Raw genomic sequence first — 19,789 nt, 5'->3', positions numbered from 1 at the left:
TGAAACGGCCCCTTGAAGGGGATCGGACCATGATTTTGTTGGGCGCGAAGACACGGCCAGGAGCACTCAGCCGCGCGCTGCGGGCTTTGTCTGCGTTTCGAGCAGGGTCAGCCAGGCCAGCGCCTCCGCACGCGTCGCACCGCACATCTCGGCCTGCGGTTGCAGACCTGAGCAGCACGCCGGCCGCTCGGGCAGGCCGAAGATCGCGCAGCGCAGATCGTCGCCGAGCTGCACGCAGCGCACGCCCGCCGGCTTGCCGTGCGGCATGCCGGGAATCGGACTCGAGATCGACGGCGCGATACAGCACGCGCCGCACTCGGGGCGGCACGCATGACCCGCGACATGAAACAGAGATTCGACTGTCACCACATTCTTCCTGAAGCACCTCAACGATCACCACCAGCGCCCCTGTGGCACGCCAGCCCCGCATTGTGCCATTGAGGCGCGTGCGACCTTTTTACGCAATGCGGAACCTGGACGCACACGTAAACTGGGCAGATACAAACGGCCACGCTCAAGAGGCGCCTGCCCCGCTCCACCCGGTCTAGCCGACCCGCAGGTCTCTCCGTACTTCCCGGCGTGGCGCTCACCGAGCCGCCCATGACCATCGCCGATACCCTGTTTCGTCCCGACCTGCTCGCGAAATACAGCGCGAACGGCCCACGGTATACGTCCTATCCGACCGCCCTTCAGTTCCGCGACGACTTCCACCAGGCCGACTACCTGCGCGCCGCAGCGGATCCGGGCGCCTCGGCGACAGACCTCTCGCTGTACTTCCACATTCCGTTCTGCGACACCGTGTGCTTCTATTGCGGCTGCAATAAGGTCGCGACGAAGAACCGCGCGCATGCCCGGCCCTACCTCGAGCGGCTCAAGCGCGAGCTTGCCTTGCAGGCGGCCTGCTTCGACACCGCGCGACCGGTCTCCCAGTTGCACTGGGGCGGCGGCACGCCGACCTTCCTCTCGCACGACGAGATGGCTGAACTGATGGCGGCCACGCATCAACATTTCAGGCTCAGTCCCGACTCGGTGGGCGAGTTTTCGATCGAAGTCGACCCACGCGAGGCCTCTGCGAGAACCATCGTCCATTTGCGCAATCTCGGCTTCAACCGTTTGAGTCTTGGCGTACAAGATTTCGATCCGCTGGTTCAGCAGGCGATCAACCGGATTCAGCCGTTGGAGATGACCGCCGCAGTGATGCGGGCGGCACGCGCGACAGGCTTCCATTCGATCGGCGTCGATCTGATCTACGGACTGCCTCATCAGACGGTCGACAGCTTCAGCCGCACGCTCGACACCATGCTGGCGCTCGCGCCCGATCGGCTTTCGGTGTTCGGCTATGCACACATGCCGCAGCTCTTCAAGATGCAGCGCCAGATGGACGCTACGGCCCTGCCCTCGCCTGCGGTACGCCTCGGGATTCTGCGGCTGGTGGTCGAGCGGCTGACTAGCGCAGGGTACGTGTACATCGGCATGGATCACTTTGCGCTGCCCACCGACGAACTGGCGCGCGCTCAGGCTCAACGCAGCTTGCATCGCAATTTTCAAGGCTACAGCACGCACGCCGAGTGCGACCTGATCGGCATTGGGGCGTCGTCGATCGGCAAGGTCGGCGATGTGTATGCGCAGAATGCCAAGGACGTGCCGGGCTACGGCGCCGCCATCGATGCCGGGCGTCTTGCGATCACCCGCGGCGTGCGCCTCAGCGCCGACGACCGGCTGCGCCGCGATGTCATCACCGAACTGATGTGCAACCTCGAACTGCGCTTCGACGAATTCGAGGCGGCGTATGGCATCCGCTTTGCGGATACGTTCTCGGCGGAGCTGGAGCGTCTGCGCAGTTTCGAGAAAGACGGGCTGGTGTCGATTGGTAACGACAAGCTCGAAGTCCTGATGGCCGGACGCATGCTGGTGCGCAACATCGCGATGGTATTCGACCAGTATCTCGGCCAGCAGGCCACCGAGCGGTTTTCGCGAACGGTTTGAGTGTTTTCAGGCTGTGGGCGGTGCGCGGCCACGGCCGGGCCGCCGAATTGCCGGTGTGCGGCCCGGGAACTTTGACACCGCTAAAGTGGGCGGCTGACCGCGCAACTTGCCCAGCGCGGCATTTTCAGCCATAATCCGCGTTTCACGCCGCGCGCACCTCGATGCGCGCGTGTCGCAAGACAAGCCCAGGTGGTGAAACAGGTAGACGCAGGGGACTCAAAATCCCCCGCCGCAAGGCGTGCCGGTTCGAGTCCGGCCCTGGGCACCAAAAGTTATTCCGGCAGAAGCCGCAGCATTCCGAGAAACCCCGCAAAGTCAACGACTTGCGGGGTTTTTTCTTGCCTGCGAGGCGCGCCCGCACATCCCGCCTGCCGGCTCGTCGAGCAATGGCTCGCCAGCGGGCGCGCATGGCTGAAACTATCCGCGCCCTACCTTGACTCGCTCGTCGGCGAAGCCGGATCCTACGCGGACGTCGACGCGATGGCTCGCCATTGGGTCAGCTTTGCGCCTGAACGGCTGGTGTGGGGCAGCGATTGGCCGCATACGACATTGCGCCGGTCACCCGCGCCTCGCTCGATATCGGCAAAACTTTGTGACTGGGCGGAAACCAGCTTGATCAGGCGGCGCATTCTCGTTGATAACGCTGTCACGCTTTACGGATTTTGAGCAGCCGGATCGTCGTGCGCCCCGATAAGCAGTCGCAAGGAATGCACATAACATGCTTCATGCCGTTGGCATTTTCCAGAAGCTACGCGGACGGACGCCCTCCCTCCCAGGCACGCTGCAACAGTGCTCTGAGCGGTTCCTCCTCAATCGGTCGCGGATTCCAGTATGGATTCGACAATGCCACCTTGCATGCATGATCGAGGTCGGCTTCGCCCAACCCAATCTCGCGAAGGCCTCGCGGAACGCCAAGCTCTTCGTTGAGTTGATAAAGGCCGTCGGGCGCCGAGTCCACGTTCAACGCCCTCGCGATTCGGCCCATCGCCTCATCCGCAACGGTACTGTTATAAGCGAGAGAATGAGGCAGAACGATTGCGTGCGTCTCAGCATGAGGGAGATTAAACGTTCCACCCAAGGTGTGGCACAGCTTGTGATGAAGAGCCATGCCAACATTGCCGAGTACCATTGCGCATAGCCACGCACCATAGAGGCACTCGCTGCGCGCCGCTTTGTCCTTGCTGTTCTTCTTCACTCCACGCAGGCCGTTGGCGAGTGAACGAATGCCTTCCTCCCCCATTAGCGACATGACGGGATTTCCGTCCTTTGCGTACAGACCTTCGGCGGCATGAGCGATAGCGTTGAGGCCGCTGACAATCGAGAGACGAACCGGGAGCCCGATGGTCAACTCCGGATCGTACAGGACTGTCCTGGGAATGACCTTGACATCGCGGCCCGTTTTCTTCAGGCCGTTTTCAGTTATCCCGTAGATGGGAGTCATCTCCGACCCGGCATACGTCGTGGGTATCGCGATAATCGGCAGCGACGATTCGAGCGCAATCGCTTTGCCGAGCCCAATCGTCGAACCGCCACCAATCGCCACTGCGCAGTCTGCATCGACCGACTTCGCGTGTTCGCGCGCGCGACGAGCGTTCTCGATGGGAACATGCATCTGGGCGCCGTCGAAGACGCCTGCGCTCGCAGGTCCAAGAAGAGACGAAACCACTTCGGCCTGAGCCTTTTGCTCGGGCGTACAAAGTACCAGCGCGCGGCGGGCACCCAACGTCTCCACTTCCTGTTGAATCAGCTTCATGCTCCCAGCACCGAATACGACTCTCGACGCCTGCGTGGTATAGGTGAACTCATACATGAGATTAGCTTCCTGTGTCGTCAAACGGTGCAGCTTGCTCAGAGGTAGTCGACCTGGTGGCGAGCAATACGAACGTCACCCACGATTTGCTTCACTCGCAGATGCTCAGGATGCGACGCATACGCGTCGAGCGACGCCTGGCTTTCGAACTCCGTGTACAAGACTACGTCGCAGGCGTAATCCACGGCGCTTACATCCAGCCCGACCTCCAGCCTGGTAAGCCCAGGAATCTTTCCGCTCAGACTTTCGAATGCAGTCTTTACGAGCACAGCGGATTCCTTCTTTTGCTCGGGAGTCTCACCGCGAACGTTCCACATCACGATATGCTTGACCATATTTGATTCCATTAGTGGTACTTGTTACCAGGCCAAATGTTCGAGATGCAATCTCATGACTCAAGTATGCACGTCAGTTGGGCCTCGCCACGCACCTGGCCCCGCTGAGTTCTAAATCCGGTCTGCCATAGAAAAGGTCGTTACGCTTTGTTCTTGTTGTACACGTCGACGAACACGGCCGCGAGCAGAACGATGCCTTTGATAACCTGCTGATAATCCACGCCGATGCCCATGATGGACATGCCGTTGTTCATCACGCCCATGATGAAGGCGCCCACGACCGCACCCACGACCTTCCCGACCCCACCGGAGGCGGAAGCGCCGCCGATGAAACACGCTGCGATGACGTCGAGTTCGAATCCCGTACCAGCTTTCGGCGTTCCGCTGTTCAGACGTGCGGCGAAAATCAGACCTGCCAGCGCTGCAAGGACACCCATGTTCACAAAGGTCAGGAAGCTCACTGCCGGGACGCTGACACCCGACAATCTCGCTGCCTTTGCATTGCCGCCGACCGCGTAGATGCGGCGGCCGATCGTCGTGCGATTCATGATGAACGTGTACACACCAATCAGCACAGCCATGATGACGAGCACGGTAGGCAAGCCACGATAGGATGCAAGCAGGTAGCAGAAGAACACAATCAGTGCCGTAAGGACGAGATTCTTCGCTACGAACATCGAGAACGAACCGCTCTCGACTCCATGTTTCGCCGCGCCGGCACGATGCCGAAGCTCGATCGCGAAGAAAAGCGCGCCGACAAACGCGCCGAGGACAATCGAGGTGATGTGAAGTGTCTGTCCGTGAAAAAGGTCAGGGATGAAACCCGAACTCACGGCGCCGAATGCATCGGGGAACGGGCCGATGGACTGGCCTTGCAGAACGAGGTTTGTCATGCCACGGAAAACCAGCATGCCGGCCAGCGTCACGATAAACGAAGGCATCCGCCAGAACGCAATCCAGTAGCCTTGCACGGCGCCGATCAGCGCGCCGGCCGCGATACAGATGATGGTTGCCCAGACGTAGTTGACCTCGAACTGCACCATCAATACTGCCGCCAACGCGCCCACCAAACCGGCCGTCGAACCGACGGACAGGTCGATGTGGCCTGAAACAATCACCATGAGCATGCCTAGCGCCATGATGACGATGTAACTGTTCTGGAGCACCAGGTTGGTCAGATTGAGCGGTTGCATCAGTACGCCGCTCGTCGAGACCTGGAAGAAGGCCATGATGATGACGAGCGAAATGAGCAGTCCATACTCGCTGCCAATACGCTTCATCACACCAAAAACTTCGCTTTTCTTAACCTCGGCGCCGTCGGCGACCACTGGAGAGAGTGCCTTACGCATTTTCGATGCCTCCATTTCGCATAATCGCCCGCATAATCTTTTCCTGCGAGACTTCCTCTGCGGTGAATTCGCCGACAAACCGGCCTTCGTTCATGACGTACACGCGGTCACACATGCCAAGCAGTTCGGGCATTTCCGAGGAAATCATGACCACACACTTACCTGCCGCAACCACCTGATTGATGATGTTGTAAATCTCGTACTTCGCTCCCACATCGATGCCTCGCGTGGGCTCGTCGAGAATCAGCACCTCGGGTTCAGAGAACAACCACTTGCTCAGCACGACCTTCTGCTGGTTTCCACCCGAGAGGTTGCCAACGACGTGGGTCACGCCTTGAGCGCGGATTCGGAGCTTCTTGAGAAAATAGGCCGCAACCTTTATCTCCTTGTGCTCGTCGACGACGCCAAATCTGGAGACCCCCATCAGATTCGCCAGCGTGATGTTTCGCTTGATGTTGTCGTCCAGCAGCAGACCGTTGCCTTTCCGGTCTTCGGTCACGTAGGCGATGCCCGCCTTGATGGCTTTCTGTACCGATGAAACGTCGACCTGCTTTCCGTGCATCAGCACCTGGCCAGTGATGTCCTGACCATACGCGCCACCGAAGACGCTCATGGCGAGTTCCGTGCGCCCGGAACCCATCAGTCCTGCGACACCCACGATTTCGCCCTTGCGCGCTTGCAGATTGACGCCTTTGATGACAGCACGGTCCCTCTGCATGGGATGCTGGACACGCCAATCCTTGACTTCAAAAATGACTTCGCCGATGTTCGGTGTACGTGGCGGATACCGGTCAGACATCTCCCGGCCGACCATCGCCTTGATGATGCGGTCCTCGCTCACGCTCTCGGCTTTGCAGTCGAGGGCGTCGACCGTCGAGCCGTCGCGGATAACGGTGATTCCATCCGCGACGCGCGAAATCTCGTTAAGCTTGTGCGAAATGATGATTGACGTCACACCGCGCGACTTGAGCTCGAGCAGAAGACCAAGCAGTGTGTCGCTGTCTTTTTCGTTCAGGCTTGCGGTGGGCTCGTCAAGAATCAACAGGCGAACCTCTTTCGACAACGCCTTTGCAATCTCGATGAGTTGCTGCTTGCCGATCCCGAGCGTACCGACCGGCGAATCCGGCGAGTCCGAGAGGCCGACCTTCGCCAGCAAAGCCTTCGCCTTCGCGCGCGACACCTGCCAATCGATGACGCCGCGCTTCGACTGCTCGTTACCAAGATAGATGTTCTCGGTAATGGAAAGCATAGGGACGAGGGCCAGCTCCTGGTGGATGATGATGATTCCGACCGCCTCGCTATCGGAAATATCGGCGAATGCCCGCTCCTGACCGTCGTAAAGGACGTCGCCGGAATAAGAGCCGTGCGGATAGACGCCACTGAGGATTTTCATCAGGGTCGATTTTCCCGCGCCATTTTCTCCACAAATGGCGTGAATCTCGCCCTGACGGACCCTCAGATTGACGTTATTCAGGGCTTTGACAGCGCCAAAGCTTTTCTGAATTCCGCGCATCTCCAGAATGGTATCCATGGTCAAATTCCTCTGATTGGTCACGCTCGCGAGCGTGTCTGCGTGAAGCGAGGCCCCGGTGGGCGCCCCGCCACGCGGACGTTCAGATGCCTCACTTGATCTGGGCCTGCGTGTAGTAACCGCTGGTCACCAGCTCCGCCTGGTAATTGGCCTTGTCGACGAGGATTGGCTTCACGAGGTAGGTCGGAACAATCTTCGTCCCATTGTTGTAGCTCTTCGTGTCGTTGACGGGCACCGGCTTGCCGGTCAGCGCGTTGTCGACCATTTCGGCGGTCACGCCAGCGAGCTTGCGAGTATCCTTGAACACGGTCGAGGTCTGGTCGCCCCGAACAATGTTCTTGACGTTCTGGATGTCTGCGTCCTGTCCCGTGACGACGGGCATGGTTTGCTGGGCCGAACCGTATCCGATGCTCTTGAGCGATGAGATAACGCCGACTGCAATTGCGTCATTGGGTGTCCAGACCGCATCGAGGTGGTCCTTGCCGTAAAAAGCGCTCAGCAAGTTGTCCATCCGGGCCTGAGCTGTCGCGCCATCCCAGTTGTGCGTCGCGACTTTATCGAAGGCAACCTGTTTGCTCCGAACCACGAACTTGCCGCTGTCGATGTACGGTTTGAGAACGGACATGCCACCCGCGTAGACCATATGGGCGTTGTTATCGTCCGAAGACCCGCCGAACACTTCGAGATTGAACGGAGTCTTGCTGCCGGCCTTCTGCCACGCGCTGACGATGCTCTGTCCCTGGAGGACACCGACGCCATAGTTGTCGAAGGTTGCGTAGTAGTCCACATCCTTGGTCTGGCTAATCAGACGGTCGTATGAGATGACCTTGATGCCTTTCTTCTGTGCGAGCGCCAGAGCGTCAGAAAAGGTCTTACCGTCGATAGGTGCGATGACCAGTGCTTTGACACCCTTCGCAAGCATGTTCTCGACCTGGTTCACCTGGGTCGGAACGTCGTAGTTTGCATACTGCAGGTCAGCCGAGTAGCCTTTTGCCTTCAGTGCATCGACCATGCTTTTGCCGTCGGTAATCCAGCGGGATTCGGTTTTGTCGGGCAGCGAAATGCCAACAACACCCTTATCCTGGGCAAAAGCAGCACCGGACATTGCCGAGAAAGCTGCCGAAACAGTCAGGATGACCGCGACACTCTTCAGAATTTTCATGACTTCGTCTCCTATTTAGTAATGCGCATTTGTGTTGCCGGTTTATGAGGTACGGAATTCTCGGCCGACGCCCGAGGGCGTCGGCCACTCAAACGCTCAACCGATCAAGACCTCTGCACCCGCTTCTTTGGAAGAAGCGAACATGGCCTCAATGACACGGCTAATGTTGTACGCCTGCGTAGCAGGCACAACCGATGGCGTGCCGTTTCGCAAAGCGTCGAAGAACGCGTTCGACTCCCGGTCGAAGTACACCGGGTTGCCGATTTCAGCGATATCGGGCGAATACTCCGTCTTTTTTGTTGCCCAGATTTCCGGGAAGCTGGTCTCTTGCCACTCGGTCCAGCCCTCCGGATGATCGCCTTTGCCCGCGTCATAAATCTTGTAGCTCGCGGGCAGCGAGCGGGAAGACATGATGCCTTCCGTTCCATAGGCGGTGATGTCCCAGCTCTCGGTCCACGGCAGGACGTCCCACGACATGAAGTCGACGGTAACAATCTTGTCGTCGTAGTTCAGCACCGCGCCTGCTGCGTCCTCACGCGATTCGTCACCGTGAAAGTTCGGGAACTTCGTGATTCGGGCATTCACAGAGCGGGGCAAGCCGAAGTGCAGAAGGATGCGGTCCACCAGGTGACATCCGATGACGAATACCGCGCCGCCGATATCACCCGGTTGGGTCATATGCGGCGTTCCCGCCTCATCGTGTGAGCAACCACCGTGGGCGCGCACCTGGACGACTTTGCCGAGACGTCCGCTCTTGAGTGCCGCCTGCATGGCGTCTACCGATGGAGCAAAGCGCCAGCAATAGCCGACTTGCACGAGTCCGCCGGTACGCTCAACAGCCTCGACGATGCGCTTGGCATCGGCCGAACTGCGGCCCGCAGGCTTCTCGCACAACACGGCCTTGCCCGCCTCGAGCGCCTCAATGGTCAGGTCTGCCATCTTCTCGCTCTTGGAGTGGACGAGCACGACATGAACATTTTCGTCCGCCAGGATATCTTCCTTCGAGCGCGCCTCGAGACCGAGCGCGTCGACAAACGGTGTGAGCAGCGGGCTTTTGTCCCACGCACCGAGCATCCTTGCGTCGGTGCGACGCTGGATTGCCTTGACCCGCCCGGACGTGTGGGGATGAGTGATGCCAAGACATGCTACGCCGAGCGTTTCGTTGGGACCGATCTTTCGCGTCATGATCTATCTCCTGCGGATTTCCAGTTACACCTTGACGGCTTTGCCCGACAAAGCGGACTCGAGCGCACAGTCCGCCAGACGCAGCGCCTTCAGCCCATCCTGCACGGAGGTCGGCAAAGGTGAGTTGCTGTTCAATGCGTCGACGAAGGCTTCGAGTTCGGCCTTGTACGCAGCCTCGTAGCGCTCGAGGAAGAAGTTGAGCAGCGGCTCGCGGACGTCAGTCGCTTCCCTGGACCAGCGTCGAATCGTCGAAGGACGCAGGTTTTCTTGCAGAAGCATTCCCTTCGAACCCGACACTTCCATGCGCTGGTCGTAGCCGTACACGGCTTCGCGACAGCAGTTGATGTGGCATTGCTTGCCCGAAGCGGTCCGCAATTGCACCATCACCGTATCGAAGTCGGTCAGCTTCTCAAGCGACTCGTCGACGAGACGGCTGGCCATGGCCATCACTTCGACCGGCTCTTCGCCGAGCAGCCAGCGGGCCATGTCCAGATCGTGGATAACCATGTCGCGGAAGATGCCGCCCGAGTGCTCGACGTAGTCACGCGAAGGCATGCCTGGGTCACGGCTCGAAATGATGACCTGGCGAACTTCGCCGACATCGCCTGCGTCGATCGCTTTGCGGAAGGCTTGCGATGTCGGGTCGAAGCGTCGATTGAACGCGAGCATGACGCGACCACCCAGTCGCTCCACTTCGTTTGCAGCGGCCAATGACTTCTCCATGTCGAGGTCGATGGGCTTCTCGCACAGAACAGCCTTGCCGCGCTTGACGGCTTCGAGCATGAACATGATGTGCGTATCCGTCGGCGTACCGATGACCACTGCGTCGATGTCGTTGCGCTCGAGGACACCTGCGGGATCCGTCGAGGCCTCGCAGCCCAGACGGCTAGCCAGCGACCCGGCTGCGCTTTCAACGGGGTCTGCCACCACGACCAGTTTTGCGTTCGGGCTCGCGGCGACGTTGCCAGCGTGAATGCGACCAATGCGGCCGGCACCGAGTACGGCGATTCGAATCATGTGAGTCTCCAGAAATACTCTGTGGTTTAAGTCCGAGCGCTTCAGACGGAAGTTGTGCTCTTTGCCGAGAACTGCGCGACGGTGGTGTCGTAGGCGCGCTTTGCCATCTCGTCGAGCGGCAATTTCCGATGCACCTGGGAGATGAGCTCCACGCCGTAGTACGGCAGCGCGCAGCCTGCTTGCTCAAGGGCATCGACGAAGGCAGGGCAATCGCCTGCACCTTCGCCACAAAGCTGGCGGTTAAAGGTCGAGTCGTCGAACAGCGATCCCATGACCTGCGCGCCGACGTCATCCATCTCCACGCCCTTGATGAAGCGCGCAGGAATCTGGGCGACTTCGCTGTAAGGGCTGCCACCGCGCGCGACGTGCCAGTGGTCGACCATCAGGCCGCCATTGGGCTGGTTGGCACCTTCAGCAACCTGCAGCGCCTCTGCGATGTTCCGGATGGGAGAGAAAGGCATGAACTCGATTGCAACCGTCGCGCCAACCGTCGCCACATCCTGGCAAAGCTTCGCGAATTCGTCGGTCATGCGGGCGAAGTCGGCCGGATTCTTGTCGAAGGGGCTCGCACCGATTTTCAGATTGCGCATGCCCAGTTCGCCGCCCAGTTCGATGAAACGGCGACGGCATTCGTCCGACTTGACACGCGCCTCGCCGTCGAAGTACCAGTCCATCAGAATTTCGAGCTCGAAGTACTTCATGCCCGTGTCGTCCAGAATCTTCCTGACGCCGGACAGCCCGTACTTCACGATGCTGTACTCGAGGTCATCGAGAATGAGGCCGATGCCGCTCCAGCCGGCACGCGAAGCCGCTTCGCAGCGCTCGCGCAGCGGGAACGGGCTGATCTCGTTCGGTGCACACGGATAAACGTCGCCAGCGAGTGTCCAGTACGCTGCCAGCAGTTCTTTCTTTGCGTTCATATGTAGTACTCCTGTATCTCTCAATGCCTTCAGTTTTTTCGGCGGCACACTCCCGCGCACCAAACGATTACGGGATTGCCCGCGTGGGCTTCGTGGACGTCGCGAGGGTAAAGTCCCACGCCACAGACCAAAACGGTGAGGAGATCCCGACGCGCTTACCCGCTTGCGGGTCGTCGATCTTGTTGAATTCGGCGATGAGTTCACGCTTGACGCCGAATACTGCGTCTTCGGGGAGATACGGACAGTCGGGTGTAAAAATGTGAGTGATGACCGGGTCAAAGCCAGGCGCGCTTACGATGAAGTGCAGATGAGCAGCCCGGTTAGGGTGTCGGCCCATTGCGGCGAGGAGCTTACCGACCGGACCGTCCGAAGGAATCGGATAGTGACGCGGCTTGACAGACTTGAACCAGTAGCGGCCCTCAGCATCCGACGTAAACACGCCGCGAAGATTCGAGTCAGGCTGGATGCCTTTCTGTTGCACGTCATAGAAGCCGTCGTCGTTGGTCTGCCAGACCTCGAGCTTCGCGTCAGGAATCGGGTTTCCTTCAATGTCGGCTACCCGGCCTTCGACAACCATGGGCTCGCCCTTTCCATCCAGGCAGATGTTCGCACCGTTCGGATATTCGGGTGCGTTGGCGACGTAGAACGGACCCAGAATGGTGTTCGGCGTAGCCCCGCTCGGACGGCGATGATTGATTGCATCAACGAGCATCGAGACACCGAGGACATCCGAGAGCAGGATGTACTCTTGCCGCCAGTCCGTGCACATTTGCCCCGTCTCGGTCAGGAAGCGAATGGCGGTGAACCACTCTTCATGCGTCGGCTCGATTTCCTTGACCGCAGCATGAAGATGCTTGACCAGAACCGACATCACCTGGCGCAGGCGAGCGTCAGCATCTTCGCTCATCCGGGCATTAACGACTTCAGCCGAGCGAGCCTCGTCGAAATAAGGCGATGCGGGCGGAACTGCAGAGGTTGCGCTTTGCATTGCGTGTCTCCATCAATCTCTTCTGTAGCTTTGAGACGAGTCTATATTCGTCGTGGCTGGCAAAACAGAGCTGGAAAGGGAAAGTCTTTCGCGCTGAGTGGGAAGAAACCCCAAATGCGATGAGCGCAGGCTCACGCCGTCCAATGCCGTTCGTATTCGTTCTGGTGAAACCGCTCCACGAGCGCATCAATGAACAGGCGGACCTTCACAGGCAGATGAGAGCGGGTCTGAAACGCGATGTTCATGGTCAGCCGGGGAAGATCCCAGTCGTCGAGCACCGGGACAAGGCGGCCTGCCTTGAGGTCGTCGTAGACGATGTACTTGGGCTGCACCAGAATACCCATGCTGTCTAGCGCGGCAATACGCAATATCTGGCCGTCATTCGACTCCACTAACGGCTTCACTCTGACAACGACGTTCTCACCACCACGAGTGAATGAAAGCTCGCGTGGATTGTCGGCGAGTTGATAGTTCAGCAGCCTGTGCTTCGCGAGCTCCGCCGGGAAGCGAGGGCGCCCGTTCGCCTCGATGTAGCCGGGCGATGCGGCCAATATGCGGCGCGTTGAAGCCAGCCTTCTAATTGTGATGTTGCTGTCCGGCTCAAGGACTTTCGTCCGAATCGCGACGTCGATGCCGTTCTCGATGATGTCGCAGTAACGGTTAGCCGCTATCACGTCCACTGTGATGTCAGGGTAACGCGCCGTGAAATCAGGGAGCATCGGCGCGATGTGAAGCATGCAGAACGATAACGAGGCGGTGACGCGAAGGACACCGCTTGGCCGCACAACCGCTTCCCTGGTGACAGCCTCTGCTTCGCCAAGGTCGGCGAGGATGGATTTGCAGCGCCGGTGAAACTCGGCGCCGGCCTCAGTCAGGTAAAGGTTGCGAGTCGTCCTGCGCACCAATTGGACGCCAAGTCTCGCCTCCAACGAAATCAAATACCGGCTTGCGGCCGAGATGGAAAGCTCGACAGCTTCCGCAGCCCGGCTGATGCTGCCCGTCTCCGCCACCTCGACGAATAGTTGTAGTTCCTTGAACTGATCCATGCCCTTGCACCATTACGCCTCGTTCGCCCACATCCGAGCCGGATGCGGGAGCACGCGCGACTTCGCTGAGTCGTTTCGTGTTTCGCGTCGGCACCATGATAGTGCCGTGGCTCTATCTTTTAGGCACAAAAACACATCAATAATCTATCAGTTCGGCTGATTCGCCATCCCCGCGACGCCATGCATACTTTGCGAGGGCTTGCGTAAACTCGGCCGGCTCCCAGTCCTCCCGAAGCGCGCGGAGCATCATCTGGCCTTGGCTCTGCGGCGCGAGTCCGCCGGCGGGCGGGTCCCTGTCAAGGTTTGTCGGGAACGCATAGCCTTCGGCGCACGAGGCAATCACCGACAGCGCCTCGAGCTCGGTTATCTTGCCGGTCCTGAACCTGTCCCGAAGGACTGGGTAGAGGGTCTCGGACATGCGCGTTCGGTCCACAGCTTCCATCGCCCGGCCATAAGCTGACGAGATTTGAAGCAGATTTGCCATGCGCTGAACGTGGCTCGTTCGATTCGAGCCGGCTGCGTGAAACAGCGCCGGATTGAAGAAGATGGCATCGCCTTTGGCAAGCGGCATCTGAACGAAGTTGTTCTCGAAATACTCCCGGAAATCAGGCCTACGCCAGGCGACATAGCCTTGAGCGTATCGCTGCGAGTAAGGCAGCAGTTTGGTGGGACCGCTTTCAACAGGCATGTCGCTGTGCGCGACCGCTCCTTGCAGCGTGAGAAAAGGCGACATTGCATGCACGTGCGCTGGAAAACACGCGGCCACCTCAGCCGTCTGGAAGCCCAGATGGTAGTCGCGATGGGCCTGCTGCGCCTCTCCCCCGGGTCTGACAACATTGACCTGGGACGTGACCTGAAAGCACGGGCCAAGCCATGCCTCGGCAGCGGCCGGCAGCCACCGGTTCGAAAAGTATCTGGCGAAAACCTCAGGTGCTGCAACGCAGAGTTTTTCCTGCGCGTTCCAGATACGGTCGTTCGCGCCTGCTTTCGCGAAATGATCAGCCTTCGAGCCCGATTTCTTCTCGGCTTCAATAATCGATTCGAAGACAGTCGTCGCCTCATCCACGCACCCGGTGTCGGCAAAAGCGTGCTTGAGCACAAAGACGCCTGCTCCATCTCGCAGGACCCCGGCCCACTCCGCCAGTAGCTGAAGCCTTTCTGTTTCAGACGAGCTCACTTCTTCCAGGTCGCGGCATTCGTATACAGGAATCGCTTGAACCAGCTTTGCCGCGTAGCGCAGCCCTCGCTCCCCTCTCGCGTTGAGCGCTGTCACGAAATCACTCAAGCTGCAGTCGCTTTCGCGATACCAGTTGGTTCGCCCCGCGAGGTTGTCTTCACGTCGGTCGTCCATACGTGCCTCCTGTTTTCGATGTAGGATAGCTCGCAAAACACCAATCGAATTATCAGAAACACATCAAAAAACTATCAACGAAGGAGGGTCGAATTGGCTCACCGCTTCTTGATCAAGGAAATTGCGCTTCAGGCAGGGCTTGGAGTGGCGACTGTTGATAGGGTGCTGAACGGACGCGCAAACGTTCGGGAGCACACGCGCAATCGGGTTGAGCAGGCAATCAAAGAACTCGAGAAGCAGGAGCTAAACCTGGCGAACACGGGGCGCAAGCTCATGGTCGACGTGGTAGTAGAAGCACCGGCGCGGTTCAGTGACGAGATAAAGAATGCGCTCGAAGCGGAACTCGCGTTAATGCACCCGGCGGTTGTTCGTCCGCGCTTCCTGTTGCGGGAGACGATGACGACGCCCGAAGTCGTGGATGCGCTTCGGTCTATCGCCCGCAGAGGAAGCCATGGTGTTTTTCTGAAAGCCCGCGACGTTCCCGAGATTGCCGAGGTGGTCCGCGAACTCCAGCAGCACGGCATTCCTGTCGTCACCGTCTTCACCGACATACCGCTCTCAGGCCGCATCGCCTATGCCGGGCTCGATAATCGCGTCGCCGGGGCCACGGCGGCCTACCTTCTGGGCCTATTGCTGGGCCCCCAGCCGGCGAATGTGTTGATAACGATGAGCGACGAGCATTTTCGGGGCGAGGAGGAGCGCGAGATAAGCTTTCGTCGAGCACTGCGCAAGCACCACCCCCAACTCAGACTGATTGATGCAAGCGGCGGACATGGCCTTGATTTGCCGACTGAAGAGCGAGTCCGAAGCGTTCTCAACGAGGGCACTGACATCGCCGCCGTGTACTCCATGGGAGGAGGCAACGTCGCGATTCTTCGTGCGCTGGAAGCGCAGCAGCAAGCTCCGGTCTGCTTCATCGGCCACGACCTGGACAAGGATAATGTGCGGCTTCTACGCGCCGGAAGGATTCAGGCAATCTTGCATCATGACCTCCGACAGGACATGCGCTCCGCGTGTCATCATGTCATGCACTTTCACAAGCTCTTGCCGGCATCCTCTGTAGCGTCATCCTCTTCGGTCGTGGTCGTGACGCCAGAAAATATTCCGGACCACATCGCCAGTCGTTTCCGCGATTGATTCGACCGCTCACAGACGCAGCGCCTGACAGGTCCGAGAGAAACTCGTGACCCGGACCTGTCGACAACATCAGAACTTCGTCGCCAACCCTGCGATGACGCCGAACTGGCTTTTGCCATAGTTGGGGTTGGTGCTCGAGGTGCTCCCGTTGACCGGGTCGTTGTTGATGTTCGCGCCATACAGACCACTGTCGAGGCCGATGTTGGACGTCGAACTGTTTCTAACGTACGCCAGTTCCGTGTACAGGAGAGTTCGTTTGGATAGCGAATAGTTCGCACCTAATGTGTAGAGGGTTGCATTCCCGTTCCCATTGTTTGCATTTGCATGATAGACGGCGCCGGTGATAGCAAGCGCCGGCGTCGTCTCCCAGATCGCGCCGATCCACTCATGATTGACGGCTGTCGGGAGGCTCGCTCCTGCCGGCAACGCTGACGGGGTAGCCGTGCCGAAATAGCCCGCATCCGACGCGTCCGGAGCGCTCAGGTGCTGGTAGCCAAGGTATGCAGTCACAGGACCGAATGCGTACGTCAAGCCCGTGAGAATCGAGCGAGACGCAAGGTACACGTTACTGAACTGGCCGTTTCCGTCGCGTACCTCATCATAGGTCGCTTGCCAGAAAAGGCCCTTGTTCGCGTACGAGAGCTTGATACCGTCTGAGCGGCCCTGCGAGCTTCCTAGTCCGCTGGAAGTGCCGAGCTGACCCGGTGCGCTGCCAGGATTTCCGGCGTTCCACGTCGACGAATTCGTCAAGTCATACTGACCTTGCAAGGTAAAACCGCCAATCGTCGGCGACAGGTACTCCGTGCCGTTGGCCGCCTGCGAGAAGATGCGGCCCCGGACCAGCGTTCCAATCGCGTACTTCTTGGTTTGCTGCGGGTCGACGTCGCCCGAGTATTGGCTTATCTCAGCCGAGCCCATGTTGCCGAACTTGATTTGCCCCCAGGTGTCATTCTGCAGACCTACGGTTGCCTGTCCCTCGAAGAAACTTCCGTTCGCGAAAGTCCCGTTCATGGTATTCAGTCGGGACTCGAGCTGGAAGATTGCATGAGTGCCCCCGCCGAGGTCCTCACTGCCTTTGAGACCGAATCTCGATTGCGCCCAGCCTCCACTTTGCGCACCGAATACATGCCCCTTCGGTTGATTCGTCTCGTATGCGATACCGTTGTCCACGATGCCGTATAACGTGACGCTGCTCTGAGCCATCGCAGTTGCCGTCGCAGACAATGCGAACGCGCTGAACAGAAGTTTCTTCATCATTATCTCCATTAATATAGTTGTGCTACGTACTTCCCCTACGCTCTCGAGTACTCACACCTTTCCCCGCGCCCGTCTATCTTTGATCAGGTGAGACACGGCCGGAAGGCGTGGAGTCTCACAGACGCTCGCGGGGAAGAAAATGAGAAGAAAAAACAAGCATTGGAGTGAGGCTTATGCGGAGGGCAATAATTTCCGTGGGGCACGTCTCCTGAACTGCGCTTGTATTTTTGCCCGAGTGTATATTCCCCATTCGCTCGAACGAAGAGCGGAAAGGGGAATCTCTTTTGTGAAATCAGGGAAAATGCGCGCTCAAGCAAGTGTGCAAGAGCCTTTCAGCGTGTTGCCTCGCCACCTCCTCGCGGTTAACCCCTGTATCCCTGTCGACGGCTCATCGATTACGGTTCGAGCGTTCCAACGCGAAGAGACACGTTCTCCTCAGGAACCAACCCAAATGGTCCGTGAGCAGTCTCACGCCGCCTGACACGCCCACACGGAGATAGATATGAAGTTCAAGCAACTGTCTGTTTTTGTTGTTTCAGCAGGGATGGCTTTGAGTCTCCTCTCACTTCCGATGTCGCAAGCTCATGCAGCGACAACCGATGCCGGCGCCTCCGATAGTGCTATGTCGAAGCAAGAGATGAAGGCGCAAAAGAAGGCCGACCGCAAGGCGCGCCGCGCGAAGAAAAACGCCGAGCTCAGCAAGCTGGAAAAGAACGGCTACAGTCCGGCGGGAAATCAAACGAACTATCCGCAGAATCTACAGAATGCCCAGCAGAAGGCGAGTGGCCAAAAGCCAACCAACGCACCTGCGGTCGCGCCCTGACGCTTGACGCGTACTGAATTGCACGCGTGGTCAAGCCGCTGGTGGCTCGAGCCTCGCGTGCGATGGAAGAGCGAGCGCTTGCGACGACGGAGATGGCCTGGAGCGTCGTGTTTCAAGCGGCCGTTCATACATGGAAGCGGGTTGGCGACCCAACCAGGCGTAGGAGGGATTCAATGCGAACCGTCTCGACATATGTCATGCAGGCACTCTTCGATCGCGGTGGCCTAAAGGCGGGATTCGAACACATCAGGAATCTGGTTATTGCCACCATCCTCATCGCGGCAGGCTTCGAAGCGGTGAAACGCTTTGATATGATCGACCTGCCCGGCTTGTCCAATCCCCTGATTGCGGGTTACGTGGTGAGTTGTTAGATTTCGCCCCCCGGTGAATGAGCATTTTGGAGTGTTTGCGGCAGGAGCGCATCAGGCGAAGTTCGCGTGAAAGCATCGGACTAAGGTCTTATTGCTTCTACCAGGCCGCATGACAAAATCGAACCAGGTCTATCGCTTGGCGTTCCGTCCTGGTCAAGTGCCGACTTTGTCACTCGTGACACTCGCGCATGACAGATCGCGATTGACGGCAGAGTCTTTGCATCCTGCTCAGTACGTTTTCCGGTATTGGCCAAGTTCTTCCTGAGCGAATGCGCAAACAACGGAACGGGTATGGTGATCGGAAACACGATTCGCAAGACGACCGACAGCATTTCCGACTTCCTCAGACTGGAGTCGGCGGGTGGTTTGCTGCTTGCGGCAACGGCCGCGCTCGCATTGATCTGCAGTAACACGCCGCTTCGCGTCGCCTACGACGAACTGCTGAAGATTCCCGTGGAGGTTCGCTTCGGATCGTTCGCCCTCGCAAAGCCGCTTTTACTGTGGATCAACGACGGCTTGATGGCGATCTTCTTTCTCTTCGTCGGCCTGGAGGTCAAGCGCGAGGTCATCGAAGGCGAGCTGTCCACGCCCGCTCAAGTCGTGCTGCCTGTCGTTGCAGGACTGGGCGGAATGCTGGTGCCCGCGCTCGTGTTTTACGCCATCAACCGCCAAAGCGGCGCGGCGTTGAACGGTTGGGCTATTCCCACGGCAACCGATATCGCCTTCGCGCTCGGCATTCTGTCATTGCTCGGTGACCGAGTGCCGGTGTCACTGAAAATATTCCTGACCGCCGTGGCGATTGCCGACGATTTAGGCGCGATCGTCATCATTGCGCTGTTCTATACCGAGAATCTCTCGCTCTCGATGCTGCTTTTCGCAGCCGTTGCGATCGCGCTGCTGATTGCCTTGAACCGCTTCAAGGTCACGCGAATCGCACCTTACATGATTATCGGCGTGATCCTGTGGGTGTTCGTTCTGAAGTCCGGCGTCCACGCGACACTCGCCGGGGTGGCGGCCGCTTTCGCGGTGCCGCTCAAAACAACGGACGTCGAAGGACACGCTCCCTTGCACCGGCTCGAGCACAATCTCCACCCTTGGGTGGCGTTCGGGGTCTTGCCGGTCTTCGCGTTTGCCAATGCCGGCGTCTCGTTCGCCGGCATCACGCTTGCCGCTCTGGCAGAGCCGCTGCCGCTCGGTATCGCCGTCGGCCTCTTCGCAGGGAAATTCATCGGCGTCTGCGGGGCGAGCGCCGCGCTGATCGGGCTCGGGTTCGGCAAACTTCCTGCCGGCGCGAGCTGGCCGCAGTTGGCCGGCGCTGCCGCACTGTGCGGCGTCGGCTTCACCATGAGCTTGTTTATCGGCTCCCTTGCGTTCGAAGGACCAGAATATTTCACGCCGATTCGCCTGGGGGTGATCGCAGGCTCCGTGCTCTCGGGAATCACGGGCTATCTACTGCTCAGGTTCGCGCCTGGGCATTCCGGCACCACCTCGCCGCGCGGCTGACCCGTCGAACCATAAACC

At 59.0% G+C, this 19,789-nt stretch carries 19 protein-coding genes and 1 tRNA gene; 7 read left to right on the top strand and 13 right to left on the bottom strand.

Features of this window, described 5'->3' with window-relative positions:
- Window positions 1-66 precede the first annotated feature (66 nt).
- Window positions 67-366 carry a YkgJ family cysteine cluster protein gene (locus tag AC1ECK_RS31435; protein WP_480326295.1) on the bottom strand — a complete coding sequence of 100 codons (300 nt, stop codon included), beginning with the start codon at window positions 364-366 and terminating at the stop codon, window positions 67-69.
- Window positions 367-600: 234 nt separating this feature from the next.
- On the opposite strand from AC1ECK_RS31435, the gene hemN reads away from it, so the two are divergent.
- The 3 genes from hemN (at window position 601) to AC1ECK_RS31420 (ending at window position 2,652) form a co-directional block, all read left to right on the top strand.
- Window positions 601-1,986 carry an oxygen-independent coproporphyrinogen III oxidase gene (gene hemN / locus AC1ECK_RS31430; protein WP_480326293.1) on the top strand — a complete coding sequence of 462 codons (1,386 nt, stop codon included), beginning with the start codon at window positions 601-603 and terminating at the stop codon, window positions 1,984-1,986.
- Between the two features lie 183 nt (window positions 1,987-2,169).
- A tRNA-Leu gene (locus AC1ECK_RS31425) sits at window positions 2,170-2,254 on the top strand.
- Entirely contained in the window at window positions 2,245-2,652 is a 408-nt protein-coding gene (locus AC1ECK_RS31420; protein ID WP_480326411.1) for an amidohydrolase family protein, read from the top strand. Before AC1ECK_RS31425 ends, AC1ECK_RS31420 begins: the two co-directional genes overlap by 10 nt.
- Before the next feature lie 82 nt (window positions 2,653-2,734).
- Here AC1ECK_RS31420 and AC1ECK_RS31415 read toward each other — a convergent pair whose 3' ends face one another.
- The 11 genes from AC1ECK_RS31415 to AC1ECK_RS31365 all read right to left on the bottom strand — a co-directional run bounded on the left by AC1ECK_RS31415 (window position 2,735) and on the right by AC1ECK_RS31365 (window position 14,680).
- Entirely contained in the window at window positions 2,735-3,796 is a 1,062-nt protein-coding gene (locus AC1ECK_RS31415) for a maleylacetate reductase (protein ID WP_480326291.1), read from the bottom strand.
- 38 nt (window positions 3,797-3,834) lie between these two features.
- Window positions 3,835-4,131 carry a Dabb family protein gene (locus AC1ECK_RS31410; protein WP_480326289.1) on the bottom strand — a complete coding sequence of 99 codons (297 nt, stop codon included), beginning with the start codon at window positions 4,129-4,131 and terminating at the stop codon, window positions 3,835-3,837.
- Window positions 4,132-4,271: 140 nt separating this feature from the next.
- The gene (gene mmsB / locus AC1ECK_RS31405) at window positions 4,272-5,480 is read right to left on the bottom strand and encodes a multiple monosaccharide ABC transporter permease (protein WP_480326287.1); all 1,209 of its coding nucleotides are present in this window, start codon (window positions 5,478-5,480) and stop codon (window positions 4,272-4,274) included.
- The gene (gene mmsA, locus AC1ECK_RS31400) at window positions 5,473-7,011 is read right to left on the bottom strand and encodes a multiple monosaccharide ABC transporter ATP-binding protein (RefSeq protein ID WP_480326285.1); all 1,539 of its coding nucleotides are present in this window, start codon (window positions 7,009-7,011) and stop codon (window positions 5,473-5,475) included. Before mmsA ends, mmsB begins: the two co-directional genes overlap by 8 nt.
- Before the next feature lie 91 nt (window positions 7,012-7,102).
- The gene (gene chvE / locus AC1ECK_RS31395) at window positions 7,103-8,173 is read right to left on the bottom strand and encodes a multiple monosaccharide ABC transporter substrate-binding protein (protein WP_480326283.1); all 1,071 of its coding nucleotides are present in this window, start codon (window positions 8,171-8,173) and stop codon (window positions 7,103-7,105) included.
- A gap of 96 nt (window positions 8,174-8,269) precedes the next feature.
- Window positions 8,270-9,358 (bottom strand): Gfo/Idh/MocA family protein, encoded by a 1,089-nt coding sequence (locus AC1ECK_RS31390; protein ID WP_480326281.1) that lies wholly within the window; start codon window positions 9,356-9,358, stop codon window positions 8,270-8,272.
- Between the two features lie 24 nt (window positions 9,359-9,382).
- Window positions 9,383-10,375 carry an inositol 2-dehydrogenase gene (iolG, locus tag AC1ECK_RS31385; protein ID WP_480326279.1) on the bottom strand — a complete coding sequence of 331 codons (993 nt, stop codon included), beginning with the start codon at window positions 10,373-10,375 and terminating at the stop codon, window positions 9,383-9,385.
- A gap of 41 nt (window positions 10,376-10,416) precedes the next feature.
- Window positions 10,417-11,295, bottom strand: coding sequence for a sugar phosphate isomerase/epimerase family protein (locus tag AC1ECK_RS31380; RefSeq protein WP_480326277.1), 879 nt, complete (start codon window positions 11,293-11,295; stop codon window positions 10,417-10,419).
- Between the two features lie 67 nt (window positions 11,296-11,362).
- Window positions 11,363-12,283 (bottom strand): intradiol ring-cleavage dioxygenase, encoded by a 921-nt coding sequence (locus AC1ECK_RS31375; protein ID WP_480326275.1) that lies wholly within the window; start codon window positions 12,281-12,283, stop codon window positions 11,363-11,365.
- Window positions 12,284-12,414: 131 nt separating this feature from the next.
- The gene (locus tag AC1ECK_RS31370; RefSeq protein WP_480326273.1) at window positions 12,415-13,329 is read right to left on the bottom strand and encodes a LysR family transcriptional regulator; all 915 of its coding nucleotides are present in this window, start codon (window positions 13,327-13,329) and stop codon (window positions 12,415-12,417) included.
- A 136-nt stretch (window positions 13,330-13,465) separates the two neighbouring features.
- Window positions 13,466-14,680 carry a phytanoyl-CoA dioxygenase family protein gene (locus tag AC1ECK_RS31365; protein ID WP_480326271.1) on the bottom strand — a complete coding sequence of 405 codons (1,215 nt, stop codon included), beginning with the start codon at window positions 14,678-14,680 and terminating at the stop codon, window positions 13,466-13,468.
- A gap of 93 nt (window positions 14,681-14,773) precedes the next feature.
- Between AC1ECK_RS31365 and AC1ECK_RS31360 the strand changes: the two genes are divergently transcribed.
- Entirely contained in the window at window positions 14,774-15,817 is a 1,044-nt protein-coding gene (locus tag AC1ECK_RS31360) for a LacI family DNA-binding transcriptional regulator (protein WP_480326269.1), read from the top strand.
- Between the two features lie 69 nt (window positions 15,818-15,886).
- Here AC1ECK_RS31360 and AC1ECK_RS31355 read toward each other — a convergent pair whose 3' ends face one another.
- On the bottom strand, window positions 15,887-17,071 hold the full coding sequence (locus tag AC1ECK_RS31355) for a porin (RefSeq protein WP_480326267.1): 1,185 nt from the start codon (window positions 17,069-17,071) through the stop codon (window positions 15,887-15,889).
- 505 nt (window positions 17,072-17,576) lie between these two features.
- On the opposite strand from AC1ECK_RS31355, the gene AC1ECK_RS31350 reads away from it, so the two are divergent.
- The 3 genes from AC1ECK_RS31350 (at window position 17,577) to nhaA (ending at window position 19,771) form a co-directional block, all read left to right on the top strand.
- On the top strand, window positions 17,577-17,897 hold the full coding sequence (locus AC1ECK_RS31350) for a DUF4148 domain-containing protein (protein ID WP_480326265.1): 321 nt from the start codon (window positions 17,577-17,579) through the stop codon (window positions 17,895-17,897).
- A gap of 173 nt (window positions 17,898-18,070) precedes the next feature.
- Window positions 18,071-18,268, top strand: coding sequence for a hypothetical protein (locus tag AC1ECK_RS31345; RefSeq protein ID WP_480326263.1), 198 nt, complete (start codon window positions 18,071-18,073; stop codon window positions 18,266-18,268).
- 291 nt (window positions 18,269-18,559) lie between these two features.
- A complete protein-coding gene (nhaA, locus tag AC1ECK_RS31340) occupies window positions 18,560-19,771 on the top strand; it encodes a Na+/H+ antiporter NhaA (protein ID WP_480326261.1) in 1,212 nt (403 codons plus the stop codon).
- Window positions 19,772-19,789: the final 18 nt, after the last annotated feature.

Source organism: Paraburkholderia sp. SSBN10T (genome assembly GCF_056619545.1).
This window is presented reverse-complemented; position numbering and strand designations above follow the sequence as displayed.

What these genes read in the sequence shown, in the direction of transcription:
- hemN (WP_480326293.1), top strand. Translation starts at nt 601, where the DNA reads ATGACCATCGCCGATACCCTGTTTCGTCCCGACCTGCTCGCGAAATAC.
- AC1ECK_RS31415 (WP_480326291.1), bottom strand. Translation starts at nt 3,796, where the DNA reads ATGTATGAGTTCACCTATACCACGCAGGCGTCGAGAGTCGTATTCGGT.
- AC1ECK_RS31410 (WP_480326289.1), bottom strand. Translation starts at nt 4,131, where the DNA reads ATGGTCAAGCATATCGTGATGTGGAACGTTCGCGGTGAGACTCCCGAG.
- mmsB (WP_480326287.1), bottom strand. Translation starts at nt 5,480, where the DNA reads ATGCGTAAGGCACTCTCTCCAGTGGTCGCCGACGGCGCCGAGGTTAAG.
- mmsA (WP_480326285.1), bottom strand. Translation starts at nt 7,011, where the DNA reads ATGGATACCATTCTGGAGATGCGCGGAATTCAGAAAAGCTTTGGCGCT.
- chvE (WP_480326283.1), bottom strand. Translation starts at nt 8,173, where the DNA reads ATGAAAATTCTGAAGAGTGTCGCGGTCATCCTGACTGTTTCGGCAGCT.
- AC1ECK_RS31390 (WP_480326281.1), bottom strand. Translation starts at nt 9,358, where the DNA reads ATGACGCGAAAGATCGGTCCCAACGAAACGCTCGGCGTAGCATGTCTT.
- iolG (WP_480326279.1), bottom strand. Translation starts at nt 10,375, where the DNA reads ATGATTCGAATCGCCGTACTCGGTGCCGGCCGCATTGGTCGCATTCAC.
- AC1ECK_RS31380 (WP_480326277.1), bottom strand. Translation starts at nt 11,295, where the DNA reads ATGAACGCAAAGAAAGAACTGCTGGCAGCGTACTGGACACTCGCTGGC.
- AC1ECK_RS31375 (WP_480326275.1), bottom strand. Translation starts at nt 12,283, where the DNA reads ATGCAAAGCGCAACCTCTGCAGTTCCGCCCGCATCGCCTTATTTCGAC.
- AC1ECK_RS31370 (WP_480326273.1), bottom strand. Translation starts at nt 13,329, where the DNA reads ATGGATCAGTTCAAGGAACTACAACTATTCGTCGAGGTGGCGGAGACG.
- AC1ECK_RS31365 (WP_480326271.1), bottom strand. Translation starts at nt 14,680, where the DNA reads ATGGACGACCGACGTGAAGACAACCTCGCGGGGCGAACCAACTGGTAT.
- AC1ECK_RS31355 (WP_480326267.1), bottom strand. Translation starts at nt 17,071, where the DNA reads ATGAAGAAACTTCTGTTCAGCGCGTTCGCATTGTCTGCGACGGCAACT.
- AC1ECK_RS31350 (WP_480326265.1), top strand. Translation starts at nt 17,577, where the DNA reads ATGAAGTTCAAGCAACTGTCTGTTTTTGTTGTTTCAGCAGGGATGGCT.
- AC1ECK_RS31345 (WP_480326263.1), top strand. Translation starts at nt 18,071, where the DNA reads ATGCGAACCGTCTCGACATATGTCATGCAGGCACTCTTCGATCGCGGT.
- nhaA (WP_480326261.1), top strand. Translation starts at nt 18,560, where the DNA reads ATGGTGATCGGAAACACGATTCGCAAGACGACCGACAGCATTTCCGAC.